General features: G+C 62.2%; 6 protein-coding genes. All 6 read left to right on the top strand.

From position 1 onward, the window contains the following. Position 1 precedes the first annotated feature (1 nt). The 6 genes from BLU15_RS24655 to BLU15_RS24680 are packed head-to-tail and all read left to right on the top strand — an operon-like array spanning position 2 to position 17,963. Positions 2–2,989 carry a type I polyketide synthase gene (locus BLU15_RS24655; protein WP_090298841.1) on the top strand — a complete coding sequence of 996 codons (2,988 nt, stop codon included), beginning with the start codon at positions 2–4 and terminating at the stop codon, positions 2,987–2,989. Between the two features lie 24 nt (positions 2,990–3,013). Continuing rightward, positions 3,014–6,298, top strand: coding sequence for a non-ribosomal peptide synthetase (locus BLU15_RS24660; RefSeq protein WP_090298843.1), 3,285 nt, complete (start codon positions 3,014–3,016; stop codon positions 6,296–6,298). Continuing rightward, a complete protein-coding gene (locus BLU15_RS24665; RefSeq protein ID WP_090298845.1) occupies positions 6,295–9,618 on the top strand; it encodes a non-ribosomal peptide synthetase in 3,324 nt (1,107 codons plus the stop codon). The genes BLU15_RS24660 and BLU15_RS24665 overlap by 4 nt, the downstream gene beginning before the upstream one ends. A 13-nt stretch (positions 9,619–9,631) precedes the next feature. Then, positions 9,632–12,733 (top strand): type I polyketide synthase, encoded by a 3,102-nt coding sequence (locus BLU15_RS24670; protein WP_176960339.1) that lies wholly within the window; start codon positions 9,632–9,634, stop codon positions 12,731–12,733. Positions 12,734–12,738: 5 nt separating this feature from the next. Next, complete coding sequence (locus tag BLU15_RS24675; protein ID WP_176960340.1) at positions 12,739–17,145, top strand: non-ribosomal peptide synthetase family protein; 4,407 nt, start codon at positions 12,739–12,741, stop codon at positions 17,143–17,145. Then, entirely contained in the window at positions 17,142–17,963 is an 822-nt protein-coding gene (locus BLU15_RS24680) for a thioesterase II family protein (RefSeq protein ID WP_090298853.1), read from the top strand. The genes BLU15_RS24675 and BLU15_RS24680 overlap by 4 nt, the downstream gene beginning before the upstream one ends. Positions 17,964–18,190 lie beyond the last annotated feature (227 nt).

Below are 18,190 nucleotides of genomic sequence, written 5' to 3' on the forward strand. Positions count from 1 at the left end.
CATGCTTCACAATCCCACGCACGGCATGACCACTGATCCAGCCGCTGCTGATCAGGCCATCGCCATTGTCGGCATGGCCGGTAGGTTTCCGGGGGCCGACGACATCGAAGCCTTCTGGAAATTGCTTCGTGAGGGCGGTTCGACCCTCAGGACGCTCGACCGTGACACGCTGAAGGAAAACGGCCGTAGCGACGAGGAGATCGAGGGCCCGGGTTTCGTGCCCGTCGGCGGCCACATGGACGATGTCAGCCGGTTCGATGCCGCCTTCTTCGGCTTCACGCCGCGCGAAGCCTCCTTCATGGATCCGCAGCTGCGCGCAATGCTCGAGACCGCCTGGCATGTTTTCGAGGATGCGGGCAAGGACCCGTTCAGGAACGGCACCAACACTGGCGTCTTCGCCAGCATGAAGATCAGCAGTTATCTGCTGCGCAATCTGGTGCATGAACTGGAACGTGGCGGCACCAACATCGAGACGCTCTGCGTTACCATGAATGGCCAAGACTACGTTGCTACCTGGATCGCCTACAAGCTTGGCCTGACCGGGCCGGCCATGAACGTGCAGACAGCTTGCTCCAGCGGCCTTTCCAGCGTGGCCATCGCCTGCCAGCATCTGCTCGACTACGGCTGCGATACGGCACTTGCCATCGCCGGTGCGATTACGGTTCCGCAGAACCGCGGCTACATTGCCGAGACGGACAGCATCCTCGCTAATGGCGGTGCGTGCAGGCCCTTCGACGCTTCGGCCGACGGGACCATCTTTGCAGACGGAGTAGCGGGACTTCTGCTGCGGCGGCTGGACGACGCCGTCGCCGACGGAGATCGTATCGTTGCGGTCATTCGCGGCTTCGCCATGAACAATGACGGCAATCGCAAGGTGAGCTACAGCGCCCCGAGCGCCGACGGCCAGGCAGAGGTCATCGCTTCCGCCCTCGCCATGTCGGGCCTCCATCCGGCCGATATCGACTACATTGAAGCGCATGGGACGGGGACACACCTTGGCGATCCCATTGAATTCACGGCTCTCGACAGGATCTATGGCGGCATCGAGCGGGAAGATCCCTGCACGATCGGCGCCGTCAAGGGCAATGTCGGACACACGGCCGAGGCGGCGGGCGCGGTCGGATTGATCAAAGCTGCACTCGCTGTCGAACGTGGTTTCATCCCCGCCAACGCCAATTTCGATAGGCTGAATCCGCATATACGCCTCGAAGGACGCGGTTTCCGGATTGCGGACCAGGCGATCGAATGGCAAAGGGCAGGTTCAAAGCGCCGCGCAGCCGTGAGTTCGCTTGGTTTCGGCGGAACCAATTGCCACATCGTATTGGAAGAGGCGCCGGCCACAGCACCCATTGCCGCACGCGCGCAAGGTCCGCAGACCCTAGTGCTTTCCGCGCGCTCGCGCGACGCGCTCGACCGTCTTCGCACCCGTTACGTCGGCAAACTGAATGGTCTTCATCAAGACCAGCTGGCTTCGGTCTGCCATACTGCGCTTGCCGGACGGGCTCATCTGCCCTGGCGGCTTGCGGCGAGCGGAAGTGATGCTGTCTCTTTGCGCCGCGCGCTGGCAAGCCAACTCCTGCCATCGGCGAAAATCACGGATGCCCCTCGCCTCGCATTCATCTTCGGCGGTCACGGTATCGAGAGTTTCGGCAATCTTTCATCGCTCGCCGCGCATGTTCCTGCGTTCTCCGATACCCTCAACGAAGGCCTCGCCTTGCTCGGCGAGCGAGGAGAACCGGTGCGGCGGACACTATTCGACCAAGCCATTCTGGTCGGTGCGGAAGCGGCGGTCCTGCAAACAGCAATCGTGCTGCATGGTATCGCCATCGCACGAGGGTGGCAGTCTCTCGGCGTTCAGGCGGATATTGTCGTCGGTCACAGTCTCGGTGAAATTGCCGCCGCTCATATCGCCGGAGTATTCGACCTGAGTTCCGCGCTCGACCTTGCCTGGGCACGTGGCTCGGCGATGCAAACCTATGCCGAATCCGGTGCAATGCTTGCCGTGACCACCGACGAGGAAAAGGCACGCGCACTTGCCGATCAGCATCGTCTCGACGGAGTGCTGGTCGTTTCGGTGATCAACGGTGACAGCCAGTGCGTTATTTCCGGCGACCTCGCCTCGGTCAACCGGCTCGCCGCCGCCTGCAAGGACGGCGGTATCAAGGCCAAGCGACTGCCTGTCGCCTATGCCTATCATTCACCCTTCATGCGGCGCGCGGCGGACGCGATGTCCTCAGCGGTTGCCCGAATTCCTTTCCGCGCACCGACCCTACCGATCATTTCGGGCATGAAGGCGACCCACGAGGACGGCTCCGAGATGGCGACGGCAGCCTATTGGTGCGATCAGATCGTTCAGCCTGTGCGGTTCCGCGACGCTATCCTGGCACTTGCCTCCCAAGGCATCACCACCTTCCTGGAACTGTCTGCGGAGCCGCTCTATGCGGCGGCCGCCCGCGCGACGCTGACAGCCAAATCGGTCGACGCGGCCGTCATATTAACCGCGGACGGCGAAACCAACCCGGCTTTGGCTTTCGAGAGCGCACGTGGCCGACTGTTTGTCGCCGGGCATGCGGCTCAATCGAGCTCCGCCGGCGGGTGGGCCGACCTGCCCAAGTACCCGTTCGCCGAGACACGCTTCTGGATCGATCCGGTCAAGCGCGAACCCGCTTCCACTCCCTTTCCCGCGGTTCAGTCGCTGGCGGACCTCGCCTCATCTCGACAAGACGGCGAGCCCCCTGAGGAAGATGCCCTTCTGCGTGAATTGAGGGCGATCTGGAGCGAACGGATCGGCACCTCGGTTGCGGCCGACAGCGATTTCTTTGCGCTTGGCGGCAGCTCGATCGTCGCCTTGAGCATTCTCGCCGACATTGAGATGGCGCTTGGCATTCGCCCGCCCCTGACGAGCTTCCTCGAAGCGCGAACGGTGCGTGGCCTCGCCGACGTCATCGAGCAGATGCTGAATGCCGAACTTTTGCTTGAAACCGCCTGACACAACACGGACCCGAAAGCGATCATGAACGCTCCTCATCTCACCCGCAGCTCCCGAGACAGTATCGCCGAACGTCTGGCCGCCCGGCGCGACCGCCGCTCCCCTGTTGTCGCTGATCCGGCTGCCCGTCACGAGCCCTTTCCCCTTTCGGACATGCAATATGCCTATTGGGTCGGGCGCGACAACGCGCTCGAGGACGCAGGCGCTATTCAGTTCTATCTCGAATTCCGGACAGGCGATCTCGATCTCGCAAAGTTGGAAGCCGCCTGGAACCGGTTGATCGAGCGCCATGACATGCTGCGTGCGGTCGTTACCGACGACGGCAAACAGCGCGTCCTTGCGACCGTGCCCCGTCAGACGATCGCGATGGAGGATTTGTCACGGGCAACCGAAGTGGAACAGGATCGGCTCCTTGAGGAAAAGCGCAACCGTCTCCAGAAGGAAAGTGCGGACCTCACGTCCTGGCCGCACTCGCATCTTTCCTTCACGAAGCTTGCTGCCGACGGTGTCGGGCATTTGCACATGAAACTCGACATCTGGTGCACGGATGGCCGCAGCATCCAGATCATGTTCGATGAACTGGCAGCCTTTTACGAAGACCCAGATCGCGCGATGCCGGAAACCGACCTGTCGTTCCGCGACTATATGCTGGCGGTAGAACGCTTCGAAAACGGTCCGGAATGGCAGAAATCTTTCGGATGGTGGCAGGAACGGTTGCGCCACCTGCCGCCACCGCCACCTCTGCCAATCCGACGGATTTCGCGCGCCGGGGGCCTGCAAACGTTTGTCCGGCTCGACGATCGTCTTGATGCCGATCAGATCAGATCATTGCGTGCCCACGCATCTGGTCGCGGGCTGACGCTGGCTTGCGTCGTCCTTGCCGCCTACGCAGAAGTCCTTGGACGTTGGAGCGGCACTAACGATTTCACGGTCAACGTTCCCCGGTTCAATCGTCTCGATTGGCACAAGGACATTGACCAGATCATTGGCGAATTCGCCTCCTTCAGCCTGCTCGAGGTGCGTGGCGACGGTGGCCAATCCTTCGAGGGTCGCGCGCGCGCCATTCAGCAGCAGATGTGGCAGGACCTCGAGCACCAGAGCGTCTCGGGCGTGCGGCAGCTACGCGAATATGCGCGCCATCGCGGCGGCATGGAGGCGGGCGCGATGCCGATCGTTTTTACTACGCTGCCTGAACGCCGGCCAGGCGATTCCGGCGACATCACCCATCGTCTGGGCTTTCTTGGCGAAATCGTTCAACTCGTAAGCCGTACGCCGCAAGTCTGGATCGACTGCCAGTATGGCGAGTACGGCGATGCGTTGATGTTTAATTGGGACGTCATCGAATCCCTGTTCCCGCCGGGATTGGTGCGTTCCATGTTCGAGAGTTTCTCGTCGCTTCTGAAGCGACTGGCAACCGACAGTGACACCTGGTCCTCGCCAGCGCCGCTCGAGTTGCCGGCCGAGCAACTCACGCGCCGAACCGCCGTAAATGCCACCGTGTTTGCCTCTGAGGAGAAGACACCCCTCTCCCGGTTTCTTGGCCATGCGGCACGCACTCCCGACGCCGTCGCCGTTGTCGATGCGGCCGGAGCAGAGCTAACATATGGCGGGCTCGCCTTGGAAGCCGCGGGTATCGCCGCCCAACTGACGGCAGCGGGCGCAAAGGCTGGCGACCGTGTTGCCATACTGTTAGCCAAAGGATGGCGGCAGCCTGCCGCAATCATGGCAACCCAAATGCTTGGTTGCGCCTATGTGCCGCTTGATCCAGCCAATCCGGCCGAACGCGTAGCGCGCATATTATCGATCGCCAAGCCCGTAGCGCTGATTGCCGATCGCGACGTGGCTCCCGGAGACGAGATCGCCGTGATCGGGCTCGCGGAAAAGCCGGCCGGATTGGCTCGAGCAATTCCCGCCGCGCCGGCCTTCGACGGAGATGCCATCCTTTCCATCATTTTCACCTCGGGTACGACGGGTCAGCCCAAGGGCGTGATGATCTCGATGCGCGGCATCGCCAACGCACTGCAATTCAGCGAGCGCCATTTCGACCTTTCGTCGAGGGACCGCTTCATCGCCATCACCGGGCTCCACCACGACATGGCCATGTTCGACATCTTCGGGCCGCTAGGCGTGGGTGGCGCGGTCGTTTTCCCGGACGCCAGACGCGATGTCGATCCCGGCCATTGGCTGGATCTCATCCACCGTTACGGCGTCACCCTCTGGAACAGCGTGCCACGCTTCATGGAGCTCCTGGCAACCGAGGCAGAACGACAATCGATGCGGCTGCCCGAAGGTTTCCGCCAGGTAATCCTTGGCGGCGACTGGTTACCCGTCGACTTGCCGGCACGGCTGCGGGCATTTCAACCGACGATCCGGGTGACAAGCGCCGGCGGTCCGACCGAGACTACGCTCTGGAACATCACTCACGATGCCTTCGACCGGCCGGAAGATTGCCCGAGCATTCCTTATGGAAAGCCGATCGGCAACAGCCACTATCATATCCTCGACGAAGCGCTGCGCGATTGCCCGGAATGGATGCCTGGCGAAATGTATTGCTCGGGCGTTTGCGTTTCGCCGGGCTACTTCGACGATCCCGTCCTGACGGCGGAAAAGTTCGTCATCCACCCGACGACAGGCGAACGGCTCTACCGCACCGGTGACCGCGGTTGCTATCGGCCGGATGGTTCGATCGAATTCCTGGGACGCAGCGACTTCCAGCTCAATATTGGTGGATATCGCGCCGACGCGCTCGAGATCGAGGCCGCAATCAACGCCTGCCCGGGTATTCAGGATGCGGTGGTCGTATCGCATGGCGACAAAGAGAGCGCGGCGAAGATCGTCGCCTTCTACCGCACGAATGGCGTCCCGCCCTCCGAGATGGAGTTGCGTGCCTGGTGCGGCAAGCGCCTGCCGCCCCCGTTGGTCCCAAGGGCCTTCCAGTTGGTGGACCTCTACCCGTTGAACGCCAACGGCAAAGTCGATCGTCGCGTGCTCGGGACGGTCGACTTGCAGGTGGAGCCGGGGGCGGCCGGAGGCGTGCCGCAAACGCCGCTGGAAAGTTTCGTTGCGGCTCTGTGGCAGGAAGTGCTCCAGCAGCCGGTTGCCACCACCGACGCTAACTATTTCGAACTTGGCGGTGACTCCCTCAACGCCATGCGGATCCTGCTGAAGATCGAGGAAACACTCGGTCTTCGGCCACCGCTGGCGCTGGTTTTCACCCATGCGACCGTCGGAGAGTTTGCCGCCGGCCTCTTGGAGCTCATCGCCGCCCGCACGGCCACGCCCCCCACGATTGAGGAAAGCCTCGGATGAATATCAATGCCATCTCCACGCTTTCAGTCGAGGCACTCGCCGACCTCGTGCGCAAGGGTCCCGCCACCTCGGCCCCGGACCCTCAGGCCGACCAGTTCCCAAGCGCGGACCCGGCAAACCCGGAACTCTCCTGGGCGCAGGAACGCCTTTGGTTCCTGGATCGCCTTGCGCCGTCCAATCCATTCTACAACCTTCCCTTCTGCCTGGAGATCAGCGGTCCGCTTGATGCCTCCGCGCTCAAGCGCGCTTTAAATGCCATCGTTCAGCGCCATGAACCGCTGCGCAGCGTTTTTCCCCACGATAGACCGTCGCGCCAGCAGGTGATTGAAACACTCGAAATCGCGGTACCGCAGATCGATTTCAGGCAGCTTGAGCCGGAAGCCCGGAAGCTTGCGGTCGCAGACGACATCCGGCGCGAGGTCTCCGAGCCGTTCGATCTTTCGACCGGACCGCTTCTGCGCGCCCGGATCCTCACCGTCGAGGATGGCAAGCATTTCCTCGTCTACGGCTTCCACCACATCGTCTTCGACGGCTGGTCGGCCAGCATCTTCAATCGCCAGCTGGTGGCGCATTATCTTGCCACCATCGGCGACGGCACGCTGTCATCGGCGGCAAATGTCGAGCGCTATGCGGATTTTGCCTTGTGGCAGCGCGAAGCGTTCTCCGGCGAGAAGCTCGACCAGGAAATTGAGTTCTGGCGGGCACGCATCGAGGACGTACCGCCTCTGCAATTGCCGACCGATCGGTCACGCCCACCGGTGCAATCCTTCCGCGGCAAGACGGCGCTCTTTCATTTGGACACGGCGACGCGAAGCGCCGTTGAAGAGCTAGCACGAAAACACGCTGCCACGCCTTTCATGGTTATGCTTGCCGCCTTCCAGATCGCGATGGGCCGCTATGCGGGCATGGATCGCTTCCTGATTGGCAGCTCCGTTGCCGGACGCACCCATCCTTCAACGCAGGAGATGATCGGCTTCTTCATCAACAATCTGATCCTCAGAACCGATCTCAAGAACAGTCGAAGCTTCCGATCGATGGTCGAGCAGGCCCGCTCGGAAGTGCTCGAAGCCATCGCTCACCAGGACTATCCATTCCAGCAACTGGTGGAACGCATCGGCGGAGCACGCGACCTCGGCCGCAATCCGATTTACCAGGTTTCCTTCACCTATCAGGCGCCACCGCTCGAAGATGGCAGTGCCGGACCACTCACGCTACGGGCGGTTCCGATCGAACAGGACGCCACCCATATGGACCTTGAGGTTCTTGCTTGGCCGGAACCCGAAGGCATCTGCGTCTGCACGCTCTTTGCCGAGGACCTCTTCACAAAAGAAACCGTTCAACGGCTCCTCGACGCCTTTCGGCACGTCCTAGTCGCGGGATTGAAGGACCCCGAGACGCCGATCGCCCGGTTGCCGCTCGCCAGCGCCGAAGCGGTCAGGCGTTGGGCCCATGTTCCAGGGGCAGCGCCTAAGCCACGCCGCGACCTCTGGCTCGAAATCGTCAAGCAGGCGGAACAGCAACCGAACAAGCCAGTCCTTTTCTTCGAAGATGGACGAAAGCTGTCGTGGCAAGAGTTGATGACAGAGGCAGAACGCCTGGCGGGCGTTATCGCCGCACACGCGCCGGCTAACGAGCCCGTCGCAGTCCGCTTGCAACCTGATCTCGGCTACATCGCGACGATCCTCGCGGCACTGCGGCTCTCGCGTCCCTGGATGCCGATCGACCCCCGCCGTCCCGGTGAAGCCGTCGGCGAGATGCTTGAAAGCGCCGCGCCTGGCTGCCTCGTCACTTCCCATAACCTCTGGGAACAGACGCTCTGGGACGGCCCCACGTTCTTTGTCGAGGATTTGCCTTCGGGTGCTCCAGTCGTTGCCGCTTACCGTGTGCCGGACGATGATGACTGCGCCTTTATCCAGTTTACCTCCGGTTCCTCCGGACGCCCGAAAGCGGTGGAGGTTACCTACCGCGGATTCATGAACCGTCTACCATGGGCGCTTGGCACCGGGCCCATGTCGCACGACGATCTCGGTTGCCTGAAGACGTCGCCGGCGTTCGTTGACGCTGTTGGTGAGTTGTTGGATTCGCTTGCGGCAGGGCTCTCCCTTGTGGTGCCGCATCCAGACACCGCACGCAGCCCTCACGACCTTGTTGCGCTGATCCGGCGCATGAACATCACGCGCCTGATGCTGACACCTTCGCTCGCCGATGCAATCCTGACGACGCCCGGCATCGACAGCTTGCCGCTGCGCACACTCATCCTCGGCGGAGAGAACATCCGCGTTGACCTTGCAAAACGGATCCTCGCGGCGTTGCCTGCCGATGCCCATCTCGTCAACTACTACGGTTCGACCGAAGTCAGTTCGGATGCTGCCTCGCACCGCATCCTTGCGGACGATCTGGACGGGGCCTACGCCTTTGTGCCGATCGGCCGGCCGCTGCCCGGCACCGAGATCTGGCTTCTCGACGAAAACAGTGATCCGGTCGCACCGGGAATACCGGGCCAGATCCACGTTGCGGGGGCCAACCTTGCCAGCGGCTACCGACGGCAGCCGGATCTGACGGCCGAGGCGTACCGTACCTGGCAGGCACCTGACGGCCGCAGCCTGCGTCTCTATGCGACCGGTGACATCGCCACCCGCCGGGCTGACGGCATGCTTGTCTGCCTCGGGCGGCGAGACACGCAGATTAAGATCCGCGGAATTCGTATTGAAGCGGGAGAGGTCGAGACACGGCTTCGCGAGTATCCAGGTGTCGCCGACGCGGCCCTAGTGCTTCATGCCAAAGGTGACAACGCGTCTCGGCTCGTTGCCCATGTGCGGCGCGATCCGCATGCGGCACTCGATGCCGCGACCCTTCGCGCTCATCTGGCCCGTTTTTTCTCCCAAAGCGTTCTGCCGGAATTCATCCTGGTTCACGATGCGCTGCCAATGACAGCGACCGGAAAAGTCGATCGACGTCGCCTGCCCCCGCCGCCGGATCGGGTCACAGAAACAGCAAGACCTGTGACGCAGCCATCGAGCCCACTCCAATCACGGCTACGGGCGTTCTGGGAGGAGGTGCTTGGCGTCAAGGGGATCGGCGTCAATGACAGCTTCTTCGATCTCGGCGGAAACTCGCTGCTGCTGGCGCAGCTACATCAGCGGTTACTGGCAAGCATCGGCTTTCAATTTCCTCTGACAGACCTGTTCCAGTATCCGACGATCGAGACGCTCGCCGCGCATCTCGACCGTTCGGCGTCCAACTCGGACAATGCTGCAACAGCCGGTTTGCGCGCCGATGCGCGCCGCCAGGCCCTGCGACGCCGCGCGCGACGGACTTGAGGGACGGTCAAGCATGAACGACACAAGAGATACCTCCGGCGATATCGCCGTCGTCGGCATGGCCGGACGGTTCCCCGGCGCGCGGAACGTCGAAGAGCTTTGGCAAATGCTGTGCGAGGGCAGAGATGCCTATCGGGTGGTGCCAGAGGGCGAGCTCGCGCGGTCAATCCATCGCGGCATTTATCGGGACCCGGCCTATGTACCTGTCGCGCTCCCGCTCGACGGATATGAGTACTTTGACGCGGCCTTCTTCGGCTACTCGCCGCGCGAAGCCTCGTTCATGGAACCGCAGCAGCGCCTGCTCTTGGAGTGCGCCTGGCACGCCTTCGAAGCGGCGGGGCGCGTTCCCGGCGACCGGGATGGCCAGAGAACCGCCGTCTTCGCCAGCACCAGCGCAAGCAGCTATTTGGTCGGACACGTGATGCCACACGTAATTTCGGGCGATGCGGACATGCTGGATGCGACAATCGGCACCGACAAGGACTACGCCGCGACCCGCATTGCCTATCGCCTTGGCCTGCAGGGGCCGGCGTTGGCGGTACAGACGGCGTGCTCGTCCTCTCTCGTCGCAGTGCATCTCGCCTGCCAGTCCTTGCTGACGCAAGAATCCGACGCGGCACTTGTCGCCGCTTGCTCTCTGCCGCTGCCGAGCGAAATCGGCTATCTCCACGCCGCGGCCGGGATCAGAGCGCGCGATGGCCGTTGCCGCCCGTTCGATGGAAAGAGCAGCGGGACGCTGTTCGGAGCAGGCGCTGCAGCCGTGCTTCTGCGGCGCTATGACGACGCACTTTCCGATGGCGACCCGATCGTCGCGATCATTCGCGGCAGCGCCATCAACAATGACGGTGCGACGCGGCTCGGTTTTACGGCACCAGCAATCGACGGCCAGGTCAGGGTGATCACCGAGGCGCTCGGAGTCGCAGGCGTCGATCCCGCCGAGATCGGCTTCATCGAATGCCACGGGACGGGCACGCCGATCGGCGATCCCGTCGAAATCTCGGCGCTTCGGCAGGTCATGCGCGACGCCTCCGATCAATCCGTCGAGCTAAGGCGTGGCCGGTGCACAATCGGCTCCATCAAAAGCAATATCGGCCATCTCGACACAGTTGCGGGGCTCGCCGGTCTAATCAAGGCGGCGCTCGTCGTTTCCAGGGGCCGGATACCGGCCATGGCGACCTTCTCTTCCCCCAACCCAGCGCTCGGTCTCGAGACCACGCCGTTCCGGATCAATCACATGGCGGAGGACTGGGACGTCCTTGTCGAAAATCGACTTGCCGGGGTCAGTTCGTTCGGGTTTGGCGGAACCAACGCCCACGTCATCCTCAGCGGAGCTGCGAAACCAATCGTAACGCCAGCAGACGCTGGCAGGTCGCGTCTCATTCCTGTCAGCGCGGACGCACCACAGAGCCTCGACGAACTTTGCGCGGCCATCGCGAAAATGGCCATCGATACCGATGTTGGACAGCTTGCGGACAGCCTGACCTTTGACCGCAAGGAACTGCGATACAGGCATTTCGCGGTGGCAAGAACAGGCACCGAGGCAGCAACACAGCTCGCTGCTGCCACCGGAGTGACACGGCAGAAGCGCAAGGTCGCCTTCCTGTTTCCCGGCCAGGGCTCGCAATTTGCAGGCATGGCAAGAGCGCCCGCGGCCGCCATCCCCGGTTACCACGAGCATCTTGAAGACGTGGTGCGGGCCTTCGAGACCATCGGCCGACCCGACGTTCGATCCTTCCTCTGGGGGACGTCAACACCCGACGACAACCGCGCCACCGTCTTGGCGCAACCCGCCCTGTTCACCACGCAGTACGCCCTCAGCCGGCTGTTGATCGACTGGGGCATCGCACCGGAGGCGATGATCGGACATAGTATAGGCGAATACGTTGCTGGGTGCCTTGCAGGCGTCTTTGATTTGGCCACGGCTGTCCGGTTGGTTTCGGCGCGCGCGGAAGCGATGGCACTGTGCCCTCCCGGTGCCATGGCGCTGGTCGGCCTCCTGGACGAAGAGGTCGAGGAAATCATTGTAAAGGCCGGACTTAATGTTTCAGTTGCCTGCGGCAACTCTCCGCGTCACAGCATCGTCGGCGGACCGGAATCGGCGATCGACGCATTCCTGCGCCTTTGCGTGGACAAGCAGATTGTCGCAAAACGCCTGGAAACGTCCCACGCCTTTCACACTGCCGACATGAATGCCGCCTGCGGACCGCTTGCTGCGGCCTTTGCCGGCGTATCGCTTCACGCTCCGAAAGTGCCGATCGTATCGACCCGATCCGGCCGCTGGCTTTCCGACACCGAGGCCGTCGATCCTGCCTACTGGGTCGCTCAGCTGCGTGATAAAGTCCGCTTCCGTGCGGCGGTCGAGCAACTCTGCAAAGAGGGCGACTGGGTGATGGCCGAGGTGGGAGCCGCGGGCGGGCTCTCCGGCTTCGTCCGGGCGACGCGTCCGGAACAGATGGTAACAGAGCTTTTGCCAGGGCGCGGATCGCCGGACACGGATCCGGAGGCGAAGCTGCTGAACGGTGTCGGCAGGCTGTGGCAGCAGGGCGCAACTCTTGACTGGAACGCGCTTGCCGGGCCTCGGCAAACGGAAAAAATTGCTTTGCCGCTCTATCCGTTTCGCAGGGACCGCCATTGGTTGGAGCCGGCCTACGACACTCTCATAGCTGCCTTTGCGGGGCCACGCCTAGCGGTGACGGCGGCTCCCCAAACGCTCGAGCCTGAGCTCGACGCCCCATCCCAGGGGGCAACGGAACGTTTCGCGCCCCGCCCTTTGCTCGATACCGATTACGGGCCGCCCGTCGGCGCGCTGGAAACCGAACTCACCGCCCTTTTTGAAGCTGTTCTCTATACGCGTCCGGTCGGGCGAGACGACGACTTCTTCAGCCTCGGCGGCCAGTCGATCCTGATCCTCGATCTCGTCAGACGCGCCCGCACCGTCGAAATCCACCTCGAGCCAAGCGATCTTTTCGAGAACCGTACGATCGCAGCGCTTGCCGCCGCCATCGACGCACGAACCGCTAGTTCGTCGTCCCCGCCTGAAACGCGGTCGCTCGACCCGCAGCTCGACGTCGAAGGCGATGATCTCCAGCGACTTCTCGACATGATCGAAGGATGAGCTTGATGCAGCAGAACAGAAACGTAGAAGACATCTTTGCCGCAACGCCCCTGCAGCAGGGAATGCTCTATCACGCGCTGAGTGAACAGGATCCAAGCGCCTATCTGGAGCAATACACCTTTGTCGTCGATCGCGCCCTGGATGGACCGGCCTACCAGAAAGCCTGGCAGAAGCTCACGGATCGCCAACCGATGCTGCGTTCCTCCTTCCACTGGGAGGGACTGCAAAAAGCCTATCTCGTCACACACAAAACGGCGTCGTCGCCGGTGACGCTCGACGACATTGCGCATCTATCCGCGCATGACCAGAACACAGCTGTCGAGGAGTGGCTGAGACGGGACCGTGATCGGGGATTTCGGCTCGACAAGGCACCCCTCTTTCGGGTCCATGTCCATCGCCTGGCCGAAGAACGCCACCGCATCACCCTGACGCTTCACCACGCTATCGCCGATGGTTGGTCACTCACGATCCTGCTCAACGAATTGAACGTAATTTATGAGGCGACGCTTGCGGGAGGGAATGCCGACCTTGGCGCGGCACCGTCGGTCCGCGCCTACCTGGAATGGCTCGGCAAAAGGGATCATCAGGGTGCCCGAGGCTTCTGGCGGGAGCGTCTTTCCACTGTCGGTGCTGCCACCCCGATACCGCTTGCCACCGAAGGCGGTTCAGGTTCTACGAAAGGACAAAGCCGATCCCGTTCGCTCGTGTTTGACGAGAGCGACAGCCAGGCTTTCCGCGCCGCATCGCGCAAGATCGGCGTCACCGAAAGCACGGTTTTTTCGGCAGCCTGGGCCCTCGTGCTTTCCCGCTACGGCGCGCTGGATCAGGTCATGTTCGGCGAAACAGTATCGACGCGCCCGGCTGAAATCCCAGACGTCGAGCGAACTATTGGCCTGTTTCTCAACGTCCTGCCGAATGTTGTCGAGATTGATGAGGAGGCCTCCTGCCGCGACTGGCTTCGGGGGGTACAGAGCACAAAGGCCGCGGCGCGCCGGCAGGATTTCTTTCCTCTGGTCGAGATGCAGCCGCTTTCGGGTCTTCCACCGGGTACGCCACTGTTTTCGACCATGGTCGTTTGGGAAAACCAGCCGGGTGGCGGGGAAGGCAGCGAGACCGGAAGCAATTGCACTGAGCCGGTTCGCTCCTACGAAAAGAACAACTATACGCTGATGCTGGGAGGTTATCCAGAAAAGCGCATTCGATTGGCCCTGACTTATGATCCCGTGCGCTTCGACGAAAACGCCATCGATTGCCTGCTTCATCAGGTTCGCGGCTTTATGCTGCAGCTGGTGGCTGCCCCCGATGGGACAGTATCGACCTTGCGGCTCGACGCCACGCGATCGGCAACGGAGAGTGTTGCGCGTGGCGGCCCTGCCCTGACACTTGCCCACGGCGATCCCTGGTCTTGTTTCGACACGCTGGTAAGTCAAGCAGGCGAAGCGCCGGCACTTGTCGACGAACACGGCGACGAAATCAGCCGCGGCGAGCTCAGTAAGCGCGCCATCGCCATCGCCACGCGCGTCGAGGCGGCCTTGCCCGGTCGCGGACAACTTGGCATCTGGCTTCATCCGGGGGTCGACTATGCGGCTTCGATCCTGGCCGCTCTGCGTCTCAACCGCCCATGGCTTGCGCTCGACCCGAGGCGGCCGCAAGCAGCCATCCTGGAAACGCTTGCCGAACACGGTCCCTGCGTCATCGTCACCAGCGGCGATCTGTGGACCATGGACGAGATCGATCTTTCCGGCGCCAACCCGGTTGTCGATTGCGCGACCATCGGACCGGCTGGGCCGGGCCCAACGCTGCCAACTTTCACACCACCGGCGCCTGAAGACATCGCCTGTGTCGTCTTTACGTCGGGCTCGACGGGAAGACCAAAGGGTGTCCAGCTGCCCCATATGGCCCTCGCCAACCGATTGGCATGGATGGCACGCGATGTCCCAACGGGACCTCGTGGCTTGGGCTGCCTGAAAACATCTCCGGCCTTCGTCGATGCCGTATGCGAAATTCTCTCGCCGCTCGTCTTGGGATACCCGGCCGTTGTACCTGATCCGGATACGGCACACGATCCCGTGGAACTGTGGCGCGTGGTCGCCGAACGGAATGTGACACATCTCGTGTTGACGCCAACGGTCCTGTCGGCTCTGATCGCGCAGAACGACGGAACGCTGCCTGGGGTCCGCGTCCTCCAGGTTAGTGGCGAGGCCTTCTCGCCGGTACTCGCCGCACGCGCGCAAGATCGTTTTCCAAACGCCCGAATTCTGAATTTTTATGGCTCCTCGGAAGTGATGGCCGACGCGACCTGGTATGAACTGCGGGGCGGCGAAAGCGAGATAACCATCGGCCGGCCGATTGCCGGCATTGAAGCCTGGATCCTCGACGCCGAGGCCCGCCCATTGCCCGATGGCGCAGTGGGCGAATTGATGATCTCCGGGGCCGGGCTCGCCACCGGCTATCTCGGCGATCCGGACGGATCGGCCAAGGTTTTCCGCATGTGGACTGGACCGGATGGCAAGGCGCGCCGTCTCTATCGCACGGGCGACATGGCCTTAAGGCGGGCCGATGGCGCGTTGATGTTTCGCGGCCGCAGGGACAGTCAACTGAAGATCCGCGGCATCCGCATCGAGCCCGGGGAGATCGAGGTGCATCTCAAGGCGCACGACGCAGTCGACCAGGCTGTTGTCGCACCGTTTGCGGCCACGAGCGACGACCCGCGCCTGGTGGCCTACGTCACGCGACAACAAGGCACCTACATCGAAACCCAGGAACTCGCTTCGCAGCTGCGTACCCTGCTTGTGCGTCGCCTACCCCGGTCGATGGTTCCCGATGCGATCGTCGTGCTCGATGCGATGCCGAAGACAGCGACAGGAAAGGTCGACCGCCGCAATCTGCCTGCGCCCTCCTTCGCAGCAAGGACAGAAAACGGCGTCATCGTGCCCCCCGCAACCGAAACCGAGCGGCAGATGCTCGAACTGTGGACCACAACGCTCGGACGTCCCGTCGACAGCACGAACGTCGATTTCTTCGAAGCGGGTGGCAACTCGATCCTGATGACCCAGCTTTGCTTCAACATCCGACGGCAATTCGAGGTGGCGTTCCCGATCCGTGCCGCCCTCGAGCACCCGGACGCGCGCGGTCAGGCAATGCTGGTCGACGCGCTGAAGACAGGCACCACGGCACCCCTGAACTCAGATGGGCCAGTGGATCTGGAAAAGGAGTCCCGGCTTGCCGAAGACATCGCGATCCCGACTGGCCAGGTGGCCAAATGGCCATCCTCCGGCGCTCGCATCTTTCTTTCCGGCGCCGAGGGCTTCATCAACGCCTGGCTGCTTGCCCGATTGCTCGACGAGCCCGGCGCCCTCGTCAGCTGCCTCGCCTCGGCAAAAGATGATGCCGAGGCCCTCGACCGCATCGCCTCCCATCTTCGAAGCTTCGCATTGTGGACGGAAGCACGCGGCCGAAAGCTGCGCGCCGTTGCCGGAGACCTGGGTTCGCCGCAGCTAGGCCTCAGTTCCAGACGTTGGGCAGAACTCGCTCACGATACGGACGTGTTGTTCCACACGGGCGTCCGCATCAACTTCGTTTCGCCCTATGACCGTCTGCGCCCTTCGAATGTGCAGTCGACCCGCACAATGATCGAACTCGCCGTTTCCGGCACGACGAAACCCTTGCACTTCGTCGGCAGTCTCGGCGTCATCGACCACAGCACGGCGCGCGCCGACAGTCCTGCGGCAGATGAAGCTTCCCCAATCGATTGCTGGCAGGGGCTGCCCAATGGCTACCTGCAGGCACGCTGGGTATCCGATCGGATGATGCGGCGCGCACTCGAGCGAGGACTTCCGGGGTCGGTGATGCGCATGACGACCGTATGCGGCGATCTCGTAAATCACCGACCCAATCCGCAGGACATGTTCTGGCGTCTCGTCGAACTCATGATCCAGAGCGGTGCGGTTCCCGATGGGGAACGGCCGGTGAACTTCGTGCCGGTGGACCAGGCGGCCGACGCGATGATTACCTTGGCATGGGGTCAAACAGCAGGGGGTGCCATCCACCACCTCTGCAACGCCGCCGACCTGAAATGGCGAGACATTGGCCGCGTTCTTCGTGATCTCGGCTATTCCATCGATTGCCTGAGCGGCCCCGACTGGGTCGCGCGCGTGGCCTCAACGGTCGATCGCGCTTCCCCCCTATGGCAGGAAACGCTGCCGCTGATCGGCGATGCATGGCGCGATTACGAACACTTCATCCCGATCCGCTCGGAAAAAACCAGAGCACGCCTCGCCGCCAACAACGTCAAGTTCCACCCCGTCGACGACGAGCTTCTGGCGCGCAACATCCGAGCGCTGATAGACCTTGAGAGACTTTCCTCCCCCTCCAAACGCGTCGCGACGACGAAAACCAACGAGTTCCTATGATCCGAACCCAGTCCCCCTTCGCCCGATCCCCTTCTCCCTGGCTGAGCTATGTCACGCGGCGGGAGAACGCGCGACTGCGCCTCTTCTGCCTTCCGTTTGCGGGTGGCGGTGCGGAATTTTATCGCGATTGGGCGACGATGCTGCTCGATGACGTTGAAATCTGGCCGGTGCAATTGCCCGGCCGAAGCACACGTATGAGGGAGCCGGCGATCGATGACATGGCATTGTTAGTTTCAATGCTCTCGGATGCAATCGCACCCTACTTGTCCGATACGCCCTTCGTCTTTTTCGGGCACAGCATGGGCGCGCTCATTTCCTACGAATTGACCCACCGCCTTAGGGCAATGGGGTTGCCCACGCCAATCGCTCTGGTTCTGAGTGGTCGCTCGGCACCTTCCCATCCCATTGGCCGCCACAAACACATGCTGCCCGACCAGGATCTCATCGAAGAACTCAAGCGCTTCGACGGTACACCGCGAGAAGTGCTGGATGCTCCGGAGTTCCTCGCTCTCGTCCTTCCGGTTTTGCGAAACGACCTTAAACTACTCGAGACCTATGCCTTTGACGTGAACCGCACACCGCTCAACATCCCCTTGTTCGTGAGCGGCGGCGATGCTGACGGCTTGGTTTCCGTTGAAAGCCTTGCCGGCTGGTCGGAGGTTTCAACGGGACAGACGGAGGCCCGCATCTGGGAAGGAGGGCACTTCTTTCTTACAAAGCGGAAGGATGCCTTTCTATCAGCCCTCTCATCGACCTTGGAAAACGTGTTAATTGCAGATCGTCAGCGCCAGTTGGTCACCAAATCGACGAGGATGTAAGGGCCGACTTTGTCTCCGCCGCGTCCGAGCTAAGATGTAAAGGAAACGTCAGTCATGGTCTTCACGGTGAACTGAATATTAATGTCCGGTCAGTCGAGGGACACGCGCAATGACACCCAGGAAGAACCGCTCCCCGTAAGGACTTTGTTTTACAGCAGCAGTTGGAGCCGAAAATGAGCGAACCCGGGACCTGCGAATGCTCGGCCTGCGGTTAACCCCCGCATGCC

Origin of the sequence: Ensifer sp. YR511 (assembly GCF_900103045.1) — a bacterium.
Classification (GTDB): Bacteria; Pseudomonadota; Alphaproteobacteria; order Rhizobiales; family Rhizobiaceae; genus Ensifer; species Ensifer adhaerens.

Bases quoted from the DNA above. Each gene is read 5' to 3' on its own strand.
- BLU15_RS24655 (WP_090298841.1), top strand. From the start codon at position 2: ATGCTTCACAATCCCACGCACGGCATGACCACTGATCCAGCCGCTGCT.
- BLU15_RS24660 (WP_090298843.1), top strand. From the start codon at position 3,014: ATGAACGCTCCTCATCTCACCCGCAGCTCCCGAGACAGTATCGCCGAA.
- BLU15_RS24665 (WP_090298845.1), top strand. From the start codon at position 6,295: ATGAATATCAATGCCATCTCCACGCTTTCAGTCGAGGCACTCGCCGAC.
- BLU15_RS24670 (WP_176960339.1), top strand. From the start codon at position 9,632: ATGAACGACACAAGAGATACCTCCGGCGATATCGCCGTCGTCGGCATG.
- BLU15_RS24675 (WP_176960340.1), top strand. From the start codon at position 12,739: ATGCAGCAGAACAGAAACGTAGAAGACATCTTTGCCGCAACGCCCCTG.
- BLU15_RS24680 (WP_090298853.1), top strand. From the start codon at position 17,142: ATGATCCGAACCCAGTCCCCCTTCGCCCGATCCCCTTCTCCCTGGCTG.